This is a genomic window from Nocardioides insulae DSM 17944, from assembly GCF_000422825.1.
Classification (GTDB): Bacteria; Actinomycetota; Actinomycetes; order Propionibacteriales; family Nocardioidaceae; genus Nocardioides; species Nocardioides insulae.
Map to the genome: position 1 here is coordinate 446,282 of NZ_AUGU01000014.1, position 13,264 is coordinate 459,545.

The window sequence follows — 13,264 nt, forward strand, 5'->3', positions numbered from 1 at the left end:
GCCGGCGAGCTTCACCCCACAATTGGGTAGCCGATCGGTGCCCCGACCCGGCACCCTCACGCCGCCCAATCCGGGAGCCGGAGGCCGTGCCCGAAGAACTCCTCGACGGCGGCCCGGATGCGGGGGGCGGCGTGGCCGTCGCCGTACGGGTTGACCGCCCGGGCCATCGCGTCGTACGCCGCAGTGTCGGTGAGCAGCCGGGCCGTCTCGGAGACGATCCGGTGCTCGTCGGTGCCCACGAGTCTCACCGTGCCGGCTGCGACCGCCTCGGGACGCTCGGTCGTCTCGCGGAGCACCAGCACCGGCTTGCCGAGCCCGGGGGCCTCCTCCTGGACGCCGCCGGAGTCGGTGAGGACCAGCGTGCTGGCGGCCATCACGGCCGCGAAGTCACTGTAGGAGAGCGGCTCGGTGACGGTGATGTTCCCCAGCCCGGCCAGGGGCGGGAGCAGGACGTCCCGAACCGTCGGGTTGAGGTGGGCCGGGAGGACGAACCGCACCTGCGGGAACATCCCGGCCAGGCGGGCCACCGCCGCGGCGGTGCGGGCCATCGGCGCACCCCAGGACTCGCGCCGGTGGCTGGTGACCAGCACCAGCGGGGAGTCGCCCAGGCCCTGCAGCGCCGGGTCCTGCAGGGGCAACCGGCGGTCCACGACGTCCAGCAGGGCGTCGATGACGGTGTTGCCGGTGACCACGATCTCCTCGGCCGGGATCCCGTCATGGATCAGGTTGTCGCGTGCCGCGGTGGTCGGGGCCAGGTGGAGGTCGGCCAACTGGGAGGTGAGCCGGCGGTTGATCTCCTCCGGGAACGGGTCGTACCGCTCCCGTGTCCGCAGGCCGGCCTCGACGTGCATCACCGGCACCTTCTCGTAGAAGGCGGCCAGCGCGGCCACGAACGACGTCGTGGTGTCGCCCTGCACCATCACGGCGTCAGGCCGGTGCTTGCGCAGCACCTCGACCAGACCGTTGAGCACCCGGCCGGTGAGCTGGTGCAGCTCCTGCCGCGGACGGATCACGTCCAGATCGACGTCGGGCTCGATCCCGAACAGGCCGTTGACCTGGTCGAGCATCGTCCTGTGCTGGCCGGTGACGGCCACGACCGGGGTGAGGGTGGAGGAGGTGGTGAGAGCGGTGACGACCGGCGCCAGCTTGATCGCCTCCGGGCGGGTGCCGTAGACGACCAGCACCCGTCGTGGACCTGAGGAGTCGGGTGCGCTCGCACGCGGCCGACTCAGCAGTGCGGTGAGGTCGGTGACCGGAGCATCGGGCGGGAGCATGGGAGTGGGAGGTGTCATCGGGTCAGGTCACCGCCACAGACCGACAGTGTCGTAGACGACCTTGCCGGCCAGGCGGGCCCGACTGAGCGAGCGGAAGTGGTCGTGCTCGACGAGCAGGACGACGATGTCGGCGTCCGCGATCGCGGAGCGGGCCGGTTCGAGCCGCACGTTCGGGTAGTCGGCCAACTGCGCCGGCAGGAAGTTGGCGTGGGGCTCGGCCACGCGCAGGTCCAGGTCGGGCAGCGCCTCGGCGATCGCGGCGACGACCTCGATCGCCGGGCTCTCGCGGAAGTCGTCGACGTCGGCCTTGTAGGTCAGTCCCAAGCAGACGACGGTGGGGTCCCGGAAGCGCGCGGTCTTGCTCACCACCTGGGCGGCCACGTGCCCGGGCTTGGCGTCGTTGACCTCGCGGGCCACCCGGATCAGCCGGGCGCGACCGGGATCGGCCCCGACGATGAACCAGGGGTCGACCGCGATGCAGTGTCCCCCGACCCCGGGACCCGGCGTCAGCACCTGCACGCGCGGGTGGTGGTTGGCCAGCCGGATGATCTCCCAGACATCGAGTTCCAGGTCCTCGCAGACGAGGGAGAGTTCGTTGGCGAAGCCGATGTTGACGTCCCGGTAGGCGTTCTCGACCAGCTTGGCCATCTCCGCGCTGGCCGCGTCGGAGAGGACCAGTTGGCCCTGGCTGAACACCCGGTAGATCTCGGCCGCCTTCATCGCGCAGCGCGGGGTGACACCGCCGACCACCCGGTCGTTGGTCACCATCTCGATCATGATCCGGCCGGGCAGGACACGCTCGGGGCAGTGCGCGACGTACACGTCCGGCACCCCCTCCGAACTGTGCGGCAGCACCAGGTCGGGGCGCAGGTCGGCGAGCCACTGGCTGATCTGCAAGGTGGTGCCGGGCGGCGAGGTCGACTCCAGGATGACGATCTCCCCGCCGCGCAGGCGCGGTGCGATCTGCTCGGTGGCGGCCCGGACGTAGCGCAGGTCGGCCTGGTGCTCCTCGTCGAAGGGGGTTGGTACGGCGATCACGTAGGCGTCGGCCTCAGGGGTCTCGGTGCTCGCGGTGAGCCTGCCCGCGGCCACGGCGCCGGCCACGGCCGCGCCCAGATCGGGCTCGGCGAAGGGCACCTCGCCGTTGGCGACCTGCTTGACCGTCGTCTCGTTGACGTCGACGCCGATCACGTCGACGCCGCGGACGGCCAGACAGGCCGCGGTCGGTAGTCCGATGTAGCCCAGGCCGATGATCGCTACCCGGCCGGTGAAGGGTGTGCTCATGACGACTCCTCGAGCGTTGTCGAGCGGGATGGCTGGTGGGGTGCCTTCGTGGCGGGGGCCCGGAGGCGTGACAGGTACGTCGTGACGGTGACCGACCCGGAGGGGGAGTCGGTGCGTGGCCGCGGCGGCGCCCAGGACGACCGCGCGTCGGGGAGGTACGGCGGGCGTGGGCTCGCGACCTCCCGGGCCAGCAGGCGCAGGAAGGCGAGGTTGCCGACCAGGTAGCGCCGCCACAGCCGGCGGGGTTCCTGACGGACCCGGTAGGCCCACTCCATCCCGAACCGTTGCCACAGCCGCGGGGCGCGGCGGGTCACGCCGGCCAGGACGTCGAAGGAGCCGCCGACCCCGTGCAGGACCGGAACGCCCAGGGTGTCGGCGTAGGTGCCCAGGAAGATCTCCTTCTTGGGGGTGGTGATGCCGAGGAACAGCAGATCGGGACGGGCCTCCTCGATCTCGGCGGCCACCGTGGCGGAGTCCTCGTCGGGGAAGTAGCCGTCCTTGGTTCCGCATACCACCGCCCCGGGCCACTGTCGGCCGATCTCGGCCCTGACCCGGTCGAGCACCTCGGGCTTGGCGCCCAGCAGGAACACCCGCAGCCGGCGCCGGTCGGCGAGCGCGAGGAGAGCCTCGAAGAGGTCGATGCCCGCGACCCGTTCGGGGAGGGGGCGGCGCAGCAGTCGGCTCGCCCAGACCACCGACTGACCATCCGCCAGGAGGATGTCGGCCTCGAGGAGTGAGCGGCGCAGCAGCGCGTCCTCGGTCAGCTTGACGATCTTGGCGGCGTTGAGCACGCCGACCAGGAACCGTTGCCGCGTGCTCACGGCGCGCTCGGCGAGCTCCACCGCGCTCTCCAGGGGGATCGCCGCCACATCGAGTCCGAAGAGCCGGCGGGTTGGAGCAGAGGTGGGGGAGCGGCGCAGCGCAGTGGTCACCGCTTCTCCTCCTCGGGCGCGGCCCAGGCGTAGAGCAGCCAGGCGAGTTCGTAGGGGCGGCACTCGTGGTCGACCACGCCGGCGGGTAGCAGCTTGTCCAGTCCCGGCACGGCCGTGCCGGGTCGGACGGCGGTCGCCAGCGCTCCGAGTCCGCGGGCCGCCTTCCTGGGCTCCCGGCGCCCGACCTTGCGCCAGACCAGTCCGAACCGGTCGCTCATCATCTCCTCGACCGTCTCCGGATGGCGCTCCAGCCAGGCCACGCCGGCCTCGATCGCGGCGCCGTGGTCGGTCCCGCCGGCCGCGGCGAGGTCGTGCAACACCATCGGCGCCATGCCGTGCTGGTGAACGCTGTAGACGGGGTAGCGCTCGACCACCGTGCCGTCGCGGGCGTCGTAGTGCCACCACCACTGACCCGCTCGGCCCTGGAGCGCGACCAGACGGGCCGCGGTCCGCTCGGCGGCCGCGAGGAGCGACTCGTCTCCGGTCAATCCTGCTGCGCGGGCCAGTGCCTGCAGGGGGTAGACCTGATCGGCGAAGCTGCCCACGTGGGCGCGCAGCCCGCGAGCGCGACGGCCGGGCACACCGGGCAGTTGGTGCGGGTAGAGCCCGGTGGGCCCCTGTTCCGCGACCAGCCGCCGCCGCGCCTGCTGGATGACCCGCTGGGTGATCCGGCGGTCGTCGGTGACCCGTGCCGCGGCCACCGCGGCGGTCATCGCCCAGCCGACCGTCACCGTGGCGTGCGGCTGGCCGGATCCGAGCGCGGTGAGGAGGCGGGCCACCAACCCGGGGTCGTACTCCTCGGCCGCTTCCGCCCGCGCCCAGCAGGCGAGTGCGACGGCGCCGAGGTCGTGGTCCGGCCGGGCCTGCACGGCGCAGTCCACCGCCAGTTCGGCCGCGGTGCGCCCACCGAGCACCTCGCGCTGGACCGCCGGGTCGAGCCGGGCCAGGCCCAGGGCGGTGATCGCGGCGTACCGCAGGCTGCGGCCCTCGCGGGTCACCTCGATGCCGTCGGGGCCGCGGATCCCGCGAACCGTCTGGACCAGCGCGCCGCCGGCGGGATCCACCGCCAGGGCGAGGCCGCGCGGGGCCATCTGCAGCAGGTGGGCGATGGTGCTGGTCTCGCCAGAGACCTGGGTGGTGCTCTGCGCGGTGGTCTGCGGCTCGGGCCCGGGCAGCCTCTCGGTGAGGCCGGTGACCGGGCGGGAACGCATGGTCGTTGCCGTCGAGTCGTTCACAGGTGCTCCCCTCGGTGTCGTTGCGACACTGCTGGGCAGCCGTGACGCCCCGGGGGGTCGGGCGCGAAGCTACCCAAGAAAGGGCATCGACCCGACACGTGGGCGGCAACCGGTCCAGACCGTGACTTGACCGGGGCCCCAGCGGGCGGGGCGGGAGGGGGCGCGCCCACCCCGTAGGGTGACGCCGTGACTTTCGAAGCTGGTACGCCGTCCGCCGACGTCCTCGCCGACGACCATCTGCTCGCCGCTTGGCTGGCCGAGACCGCCGGTCGGCGGCTGCTCGAGGTCCGCGCCGAGGGGTTGGAGGGCAAGGCGCTCAAGGACGCCGGCGACCTGGCCGCCCACGATCTGCTGATGGAACTGGTGGCGGCGCACCGCCCCGAGGACGGCGTGCTGTCCGAGGAGGGCAAGGACTCCGAGCAGCGGCTGACCCAGGACCGGGTGTGGATCATCGACCCGCTGGACGGCACCCGGGAGTTCTCCGAGCCGCCGCGCGATGACTGGGCCGTCCACGTGGCCCTGTGGGAGCGGACCTCGGACGGGGCGGGGGACCTCACCGCCGGTGCGGTCGCCCAGCCGGCGCTCGGCGAGACCTTCCACACCGGACGGCCTCCGGTGGTGCCGGCATCGACCTCCGACCGACCGCGGATCGCGGTCTCGCGCAGCCGCCCGCCGGCCTTCGTCGAGGCGCTGGCCACCGAGCTCGGTGCCGACCTGGTGCCGATGGGCTCTGCCGGGGTGAAGATGATGTCGGTGGTCCGCGACCTCACCGACGCCTATGTGCACGCCGGCGGCCAGTACGAATGGGACTCCGCCGCGCCGGTCGCGGTCGCGCGCGCGGCCGGCCTGTTCACCTCGCGGGTCGACGGCACCCCACTGGAGTACAACCAGAAGGACGTCTATCTCCCCGACGTGATCGTGTGTCGCCCCGAGCTGGCCGATCGCATCCTGGCGTTCATCGAGACGCACGGCACCGGGGCCTGAGCGCCCTTCGGCGGATTGATTCGGGCGGAGTCGGCAGCCGAGGTTAGGGTTGCCTACGTGAGTGACACCCCGCGCCGCCCGAAGAAGCCCGAGACCACCCTGGTGGTGACCGCATCGGAGGACCTCGGTCCCGGGATGGTGCGGCTCCGGTTCTCCTCGGAGGACCTCGGCGCCTTCGCCGCGAGCACCCAGACCGACCGCTACGTCAAGCTGGTCTTCGAGACCCCTCAGGGTCCGGTGCTGCGCACCTACACCGCGGTCGAACCGGATCTGGCTGCGGGCACCGTGACCATCGACTTCGTCGTCCACGGCACCGAGGGCGTGGCGGGGCCGTGGGCGCGGGCGGCGGCGCCGGGCGACAGCATCGTGGCCCGCGGACCCGGTGGCGGCTACGCCCCCGACCTCACGGCCGACTGGCACCTGTTCGCCGGCGACGAGAGCGGCCTGCCGGCGATCCGCGCGGCCCTGGCGGCGCTCCCGGCCGAGACGATCGGGTACACCCTCATCGAGGTTCCCGACGCGGCGCACGAGCAGACTCTCGACGCCCCCGCCGGCGTCCAGGTCGCCTGGCTGCACACCGACGGCACCGACGTCCTGCTCGACGCCATCAAGGCGCTGCCCTGGCCGGAGGGCCGGGTGCAGGCCTTCGTGCACGGCGAGGCGCAGACGGTCATGCACGGCATCCGCCCCTACCTGTTCAAGGAGCGCGGTCTCCCGCGCGCCGACGTCTCGATCTCGGGCTACTGGCGTCGCGGCCGCACCGAGGAGACCTTCCGGGACTGGAAGAAGGAGCTCGCCGAGGCCGAGTCCGGCACCGCCTGAGCTCGGCCCGCATCGGCCCACATCGGCTCACCTGCTCAGCGGAACGGGTGAGGGGTCCACGGGTTCGCCGGGTACGACGCGGGATCGTGCGGTCCGACTGCCGTAGAGCACGCCGGCGACCACGACGGCCGCGCCGAGGACCTCGCCCGGTCGTAGGGTCTCGCCGAGGAGCGCCCAGGCACTGCTCATCCCGACCACCGGCACCAGCATCGAGAACGGGGCCACGACCCCGGCGGGGTGACGCGCCATCAGCCAGGTCCACAGACCCGAGCCGAGCAGGGTGCCGATCAGGACCGTGTAGGCCAGACCGAGCAGGGCGGGTACGGCGGCCGGGTCGTCCCACGACGTCAGCGAGGTGAGGATGCGGTCCGGGCCCTCGAGGATCAGGGCGGCGGCCAGCATCGGCACCGGCGGCACCACCGACATCCAGAGCATGAAGCGCCACGGGTCGCTCGCCCGGGCACGGGCATTGCACAGGTTGCCGATCGCCCAGCCGAAGCCGCCGGCCAGCACGAGAAGGAAGGGCAGCAGGGTCGCGGTGCCGGCCTGTTCCCAGCCGACCAGGGCGAGGCCGGCGGTGGCCACCGCCAGCCCGGCGAGCTGGCGCGGGCTGACCCGGTCGCGGAACACCGCCGCGCCCAGCGCCACCGTGAACGGCGCCGAGGACTGCAGCACCAGGGAGGCCAGCCCGGTCGGCATCCCGGCTGCCATGCCGGCGTACAGGAAGAGGAACTGGAGGGTGCCGAACCCGAGGCCGTAGCCGAGCAGCCAGCGCAGCGGTACGTCGGGGCGCGGCACCAGCAGGACGGTGGGCACGGCGATCACGGCGAAGCGCAGCGCCACCAGGAACATCGGCGGGAAGAGCCCCAGCGAGGCGTCGATGGCCAGGAAGTTGAACCCCCAGCACGCCGCGACCAGGGCGGCGATGAGGCGGTGGCGAAACGGCATGGCTCCATCCTGGAGGCGAGCAAAGTGAAGCACCAGCGAAATGTGCTGAAGGCTCCTTGTAGCCTCCCTACATGGATGTGCGACATCTGCTCCTCCTCCGTGACCTGGAGGAGCGCGGCAGCGTCACGGCGGTCGCCGAGGCGACCCACCGGACGCCGTCGGCGGTCTCCCAGCAGCTCCGTGGCGCCGCCCGGGAGCTGGGCCTGCCACTGGTCGAGGCGCACGGCCGGGGAGTTCGGTTGACCGAGGCCGGCCGGCTGCTCGCCCACGGAGGCCGCGACGTCGCCCGCACCCTGGCCGAGGTGACCGCTCGCTGGGACGCCTTCCGCGGGCACCCGGCCGGGCAGGTCTCGGTGGCCTGCCTGCCGAGTGCGGCCGCGTTCCTGCTCCCCGCCGTGCTGCGTGAGCTGTCCGTCGCCGAACCCGGCCTCGACCTGGTCTGCACCGACGTGGATCTGGCCGAGGATGCCTATGCCGCCCTCGTCCTGGACCACGACCTGGTGATCGCGCACAGCCTCACCCGGGCCGCGCCGGCGGGCACCGACGGCCTGGTGACCCGGGTCCTGGCCCGCGAACCGCTCGACATCGCGATGCGCCGGGGGCACCCACTCGCCGCCCGGGAGTCCCTCAACCCCGAGGACCTCGTCGGCTGGGAGTGGTACGGCGTGCCGTTGGGCTTCCCGTTCGACACGGTGCGCCTCGCCGTGGAGGAGGCGACCGACGCTCGGATCGAGGTGGTCCAGCGGATCCGGGACAATCGGCTGGTCGAGGCCCTGGTCGCGGACAGCGACCGGCTCGCCGTGCTGCCGCGCTTCACCACCCCACCCGGATCCGGTGTCGAACTCAGGCCGCTGGCGGCCATCCCGACGGCGAGGTACGTCGTCGCGGTGCTGCGCCCGGACAAGGCCGAGCGGCTCGCCGTACGCCGGGTCCTGGCCGCGCTGGTCAGCGCCGGCGCCTCGGCCGAGGCCGGCGCCGGGCCCGGGTGAGGTCGCGGTGGGACAGCCCGCCGAGCCGGCGCCCGACCGCTCGGCTGACGTGTCCGAGGGAGGGGAGGGGTGGCCTCAGCGCCCGTTCTCGCTGAAGTGCTGATAGTCCTTCAACGACTGCCAGGAGCCGCCCCAGCCCCAGCCGATCCCGGCGAACGCCTCGGTGACGGCGTCGCCGTCGTGGATCATCCCGGGGGCCCGCCGGGAGCGGTCGATGTAGGCGGAGGCGAGTTCGGGGAGGACGACATCGCCGTTGACGTAGGGGTTCTGGAACGGGTTGACGTCGACGGCGAGGCCGTAGGCGTGCTGGGAGTAGGTGGTCTCGCCGCGCACCGGGCGGCAGGCGAAGGCGGCGGTGTCGTTGCCGTCGCCGGTGGGCTCGGCCTCCTGGTCGGCCTGCGTCGGGATCCGCATCTCCTCGATCGGGAATCGGGCGTCGTAGAGCTCCCGGAAGACCGAGACCAGGTCGTCGGCGACCCGAGCGTTGACCAGCAGTTCGCCGGTGTGGCGGGCGTCGTCGAACCCCCAGAAGGTCAGCCTGATCCAGGCCAGTTCCCCGCGGCCGACCGGACAGCCACGAGCCCAGGTCGACCGGGCGATCACCTTCGCCGGGGCGGGTGCGGCGACCCTGGAGGCGAAACCGTCCCCGGGCAGCATCGGCAGGCGGTCGGGCAGGGTGAAAGCGCGCGTCCGAAGCTCCGGGGGAGTACGCCGGATCTCGCCGTACCCCGCCGCCGTGGTCGGCAGCACCCGGGTGCCCAGCCAGTCGGGAGGGGTGGTGCCGGGCGGGGCCGGACCGGTCGTGGTGGCCGTCGGGGAGGGGCTGGACGGCGACGGTGTGGCGCTCCCCGCTGGGCTCTCGGGGGAGCCGGCGGTGGAGCCGGGGGTGGAGCCGGGGGTGGAGGCCGGCGGGGGGTCCGAGGTGGCGCCGTCGTCGTCGGCGCACCCGGCCGCGGCGCCCGCCGAGCCGGCGAGCAGCACCGCGGCGACGACGTACCCGCCCCAGGGCCTCACCGTTCCACGGTAGGCACGCGACCCTGAGCCCGCCAGGATCCGGCGGCCCCGATCGGGCCTCGTTAGACTCGGCTCGCACCCACCCCCGTCTCTGCTCGAGAGGGGGCGTTCGTGGTGCGCCTGCTCAACCCACAGGAGCTCTCGTGACCCTCTCCGCACTGACCGACGCGGTCCTGGCCGACCCCACGCTCGGCGAGGTGCTGGCCGACGCGGCCGGGGGAGCGGTGCGCTCCCTCGATGTCACAGGGCCGGAGGCGATGCGCCCCTTCCTCGTCGCCGGGCTGGTCCGGGAGGGCCGCACCGTGCTCGCGGTCACCGCGACCAGCCGGGAGGCCGAGGACCTCGTCTCCGACCTGGGCGACCTGGTCGACCCCGACCGGGTGGCCTACTTCCCGAGCTGGGAGACGCTGCCGCACGAGCGGCTGAGCCCACGCAACGACACCGTCGGTCGACGGCTGGCGGTGCTGCGCCGGCTCGCCCACCCCGACACCGCCGCGGATGCGGGGGACGGTCGCGGACCGCTCCAGGTCGTCGTGGCGCCGGTGCGCAGCGTCCTACAGCCGCAGGTCAAGGGGCTGGGCGATCTCGAGCCGGTCGAGGTCGTGGCCGGGCAGGCGGCCGAGCTCGAGGACGTCGTCGCCCGATTGGCCGACGCGGCGTACACCCGGGTCGACCTGGTGGAGAAGCGCGGCGAGTTCGCGGTGCGCGGCGGCATCGTCGACATCTTCCCGCCGACCGAGGAGCACCCGCTGCGGGTGGAGTTCTGGGGCGACGACGTCGAGGAGATCCGAGCCTTCTCGGTCGCCGACCAGCGTGCCCTGGAGACCGAGCCACGCGCCCGGCTGTGGGCGCCGCCGTGCCGGGAGCTGCTCCTCACCGACGACGTGAGGTCGCGCGCCAAGGCGCTCGGCGAGACCCACCCGCAGCTGCTCGAGCTGACCGACAAGATCGCCGCCGGCATCTCGGTGGAGGGCATGGAGTCGCTCGCTCCGGTGCTCGTCGACGAGATGGAGCTCCTGGTCGACCTGCTCCCCGTAGAGAGCCACGTCCTCGCGCTCGACCCCGAACGGGTACGCCGCCGCGCGCACGACCTGGTCGCGACCAGCGAGGAGTTCCTGGGGGCCAGTTGGGCGGCGGCCGCGTCCGGGGGCACCGCGCCGATCGACCTGGGTGCCGCCTCCTACCGGGAGCTGGCCGACGTCCGCGAGCACGTGATCGGCTCGGGCCGGGCCTGGTGGTCGATGAGCCCGTTCGGTATCGAACTGGAGCCGGAGCTGGCCGGTGGCGACACCGCCGGCGTACCGACCCGCGCCCTGCCGATGCAGCCGGTCGACCCCTACCGCGGCGACGTGGAGCGGGCGATCCGTGACCTGACCGGGTGGCGCGAGGCGCGCTTCCGCACCCTGATCGTGCACCCCGGCCACGGTCCCGCCCAGCGCAGCGTCGAGGTTCTCGGCGAACACGACCAGCCGGCCCGCTTCGCCGAGCGGCTGCTCGACCTCTCCGACGACGTCGTCACCGTCACCTGCGGCAGCCTCGCGCACGGCTTCGTCGACCCGATCAACCGGATCGCCGTGATCACCGGCGAGGACCTCTCCGGGCAGAAGTCCTCCACCCGGGACATGGCCAAGATGCCCGCCCGGCGCAAGCGGCAGATCGACCCGCTGGAGCTCAAGCCGGGCGACTACGTCGTGCACGAGCAGCACGGGGTCGGCCGCTTCCTGGAGATGAAGCAGCGCGTCGTCGGCGGCGCCACCCGCGAGTACCTCGTGCTGGAGTACGGCTCCTCCAAGCGTGGTGCCCCGCCGGACAAGCTCTACGTGCCCGCCGACACCCTCGACCAGGTCACCCGGTACGTCGGCGGCGAGCAGCCCAGCCTGGACCGGCTCGGCGGCGGCGACTGGACCAAGCGGAAGAACCGGGCGCGCAAGGCGGTCCGCGAGATCGCCGCCGAGCTGATCAAGCTCTACGCCGCCCGCCAGGCCACCCAGGGCTACGCCTTCGGGCCCGACACCCCGTGGCAGCGCGAGCTGGAGGACGCCTTCCCGTTCACCGAGACCGCCGACCAGCTCTCCACGGTCGAAGAGGTCAAGGCGGACATGCGTCGTACCGTCCCGATGGATCGGCTGATCTGCGGCGATGTCGGCTACGGCAAGACCGAGATCGCGGTCCGGGCGGCGTTCAAGGCGGTGCAGGACGGCAAGCAGGTCGCCGTCCTGGTGCCGACCACGCTGCTGGTCACCCAGCACCTGTCCACCTTCATGGAGCGGATGAGCGGCTTCCCCGTCGTACTCAAGGGGCTCTCGCGGTTCCAGACCGACAAGGAGGCCAAGGAGGTCATCGCCGAGTTGGCCGAGGGCAAGATCGACGTCGTGGTCGGCACCCATCGGCTGCTCAACCGCGACATCCGGTTCAAGGACCTCGGCCTGATCATCGTGGACGAGGAGCAGCGCTTCGGGGTCGAGCACAAGGAGGCGATGAAGCGACTGCGCACCTCGGTCGACGTCCTCGCGATGAGCGCGACGCCGATCCCGCGGACCCTGGAGATGGCGATCACCGGGATCCGGGAGATGTCCACGATCACCACGCCGCCCGAGGAGCGGCATCCGGTGCTCACCTACGTCGGCGCCTACGAGGACCGTCAGGTCACCGCCGCGATCCGGCGTGAACTCCTCCGCGACGGCCAGGTCTTCTACATCCACAACCGGGTCAACTCGATCGAGAAGGCCGCCGCCCACCTGCGTGAGCTGGTGCCGGAGGCGCGGATCGCCACCGCCCACGGCCAGATGAACGAGAAGCAGCTCGAGCAGGTGATGGTCGACTTCTGGGAGAAGCGTTTCGACGTACTCGTGTGCACGACGCTGGTGGAGTCCGGCCTGGACGTCTCCAACGCCAACACCATGATCATCGAGCGTTCCGACGCGCTCGGCCTCTCCCAGCTGCACCAGCTCCGGGGCCGGGTGGGGCGCTCCCGGGAGCGTGCCTACGCCTACTTCCTCTACCCGGCCGAGAAGCCGCTCACCGAGACCGCCCACGAGCGGCTGGCCACCCTCGCCCAGCACTCCGACCTCGGCGGCGGCATGGCGATCGCGATGAAGGACCTCGAGATCCGCGGGGCCGGCAACCTGCTCGGCGGCGAGCAGTCCGGCCACATCGCCGACGTCGGCTTCGACCTGTACGTCCGGCTGGTCGGCGAGGCGGTCAACGACTTCAAGGCCGGCCCGGACGGCGCCTCCGACCAGCTCGACGAGGTGCGCATCGAACTCCCCGTCGACGCCCACCTCCCGCACGACTACATCCCCTCCGAGCGGCTGCGCCTGGAGATGTACAAGCGGCTCGCCGAGGTCCGCAGCAACGAGGACGTCGACGCGGTCAACACCGAGCTCTCCGACCGGTACGGCGAGCCGCCGGTCGAGGTCGTCTCCCTGCTGCTGGTCGCCCGCTTCCGCGCCCGCTGCCGCAAGGCCGGGATCACCGAGGTCACCATCGCCGGCAAGAACGTCCGCTTCGCCCCCGTCTCGCTCCCGGAGTCCAGGGCGCTGCGGCTGCAGCGGATGTACCCGAAGTCGCTGGTGAAGACCCAGACAGACACCATCCTGGTCCCGCGCCCGATCTCCAAGGGCTTCCCGGCCACGCCGCTGGACGGCATCGGCCTGCTCGACTGGGCGGGCGGCGTCATCGACGCCGTCATCGACCCTCCCGCCACCACCTGACCCACCCACCCCCCCACCCACCCTCCCCGCTCGATTGAGTCGGCCCCATGGACCGTTGAGTTGAGCTTC

The 13,264-nt window shown here is 72.5% G+C and carries 10 protein-coding genes; 4 read left to right on the forward strand and 6 right to left on the reverse strand.

Annotated elements, in window-relative coordinates; genetic code table 11:
- Nucleotides 1-56: 56 nt before the first annotated feature.
- From wecB to G515_RS0106320, 4 genes are read right to left on the reverse strand one after another with little or no spacing between them, the layout of a single operon-like run.
- The gene (gene wecB, locus G515_RS0106305) at nt 57-1,292 is read right to left on the reverse strand and encodes a non-hydrolyzing UDP-N-acetylglucosamine 2-epimerase (RefSeq protein WP_245565248.1); all 1,236 of its coding nucleotides are present in this window, start codon (nt 1,290-1,292) and stop codon (nt 57-59) included.
- 9 nt (nt 1,293-1,301) lie between these two features.
- Nucleotides 1,302-2,558 (reverse strand): UDP-N-acetyl-D-mannosamine dehydrogenase, encoded by a 1,257-nt coding sequence (gene wecC, locus G515_RS0106310; RefSeq protein WP_028659482.1) that lies wholly within the window; start codon nt 2,556-2,558, stop codon nt 1,302-1,304.
- The gene (locus G515_RS19810; RefSeq protein WP_211220958.1) at nt 2,555-3,490 is read right to left on the reverse strand and encodes a WecB/TagA/CpsF family glycosyltransferase; all 936 of its coding nucleotides are present in this window, start codon (nt 3,488-3,490) and stop codon (nt 2,555-2,557) included. Before G515_RS19810 ends, wecC begins: the two co-directional genes overlap by 4 nt.
- Entirely contained in the window at nt 3,487-4,725 is a 1,239-nt protein-coding gene (locus G515_RS0106320; protein WP_211220959.1) for a hypothetical protein, read from the reverse strand. Before G515_RS0106320 ends, G515_RS19810 begins: the two co-directional genes overlap by 4 nt.
- 186 nt (nt 4,726-4,911) lie before the next feature.
- Between G515_RS0106320 and G515_RS0106325 the strand changes: the two genes are divergently transcribed.
- Together G515_RS0106325 and G515_RS0106330 are read left to right on the forward strand one after the other, a co-directional pair.
- Nucleotides 4,912-5,709 carry a 3'(2'),5'-bisphosphate nucleotidase CysQ gene (locus tag G515_RS0106325; RefSeq protein ID WP_051217933.1) on the forward strand — a complete coding sequence of 266 codons (798 nt, stop codon included), beginning with the start codon at nt 4,912-4,914 and terminating at the stop codon, nt 5,707-5,709.
- A 57-nt stretch (nt 5,710-5,766) separates the two neighbouring features.
- Nucleotides 5,767-6,531 (forward strand): siderophore-interacting protein, encoded by a 765-nt coding sequence (locus G515_RS0106330; protein ID WP_245565249.1) that lies wholly within the window; start codon nt 5,767-5,769, stop codon nt 6,529-6,531.
- A 27-nt stretch (nt 6,532-6,558) separates the two neighbouring features.
- On the opposite strand, the gene G515_RS0106335 is transcribed toward G515_RS0106330, so the two are convergent.
- Entirely contained in the window at nt 6,559-7,479 is a 921-nt protein-coding gene (locus tag G515_RS0106335) for an EamA family transporter (RefSeq protein ID WP_028659486.1), read from the reverse strand.
- Nucleotides 7,480-7,550: 71 nt separating this feature from the next.
- Here G515_RS0106335 and G515_RS0106340 point away from each other — a divergent pair, with 71 nt between their 5' ends.
- A complete protein-coding gene (locus tag G515_RS0106340; RefSeq protein WP_028659487.1) occupies nt 7,551-8,468 on the forward strand; it encodes a LysR family transcriptional regulator in 918 nt (305 codons plus the stop codon).
- Between the two features lie 75 nt (nt 8,469-8,543).
- On the opposite strand, the gene G515_RS0106345 is transcribed toward G515_RS0106340, so the two are convergent.
- Entirely contained in the window at nt 8,544-9,482 is a 939-nt protein-coding gene (locus G515_RS0106345) for a M15 family metallopeptidase (RefSeq protein WP_245565250.1), read from the reverse strand.
- A gap of 143 nt (nt 9,483-9,625) precedes the next feature.
- Here G515_RS0106345 and mfd point away from each other — a divergent pair, with 143 nt between their 5' ends.
- Nucleotides 9,626-13,195, forward strand: a complete 3,570-nt coding sequence (mfd, locus tag G515_RS0106350) for a transcription-repair coupling factor (RefSeq protein ID WP_028659489.1) — start codon at nt 9,626-9,628, stop codon at nt 13,193-13,195.
- Nucleotides 13,196-13,264: the final 69 nt, after the last annotated feature.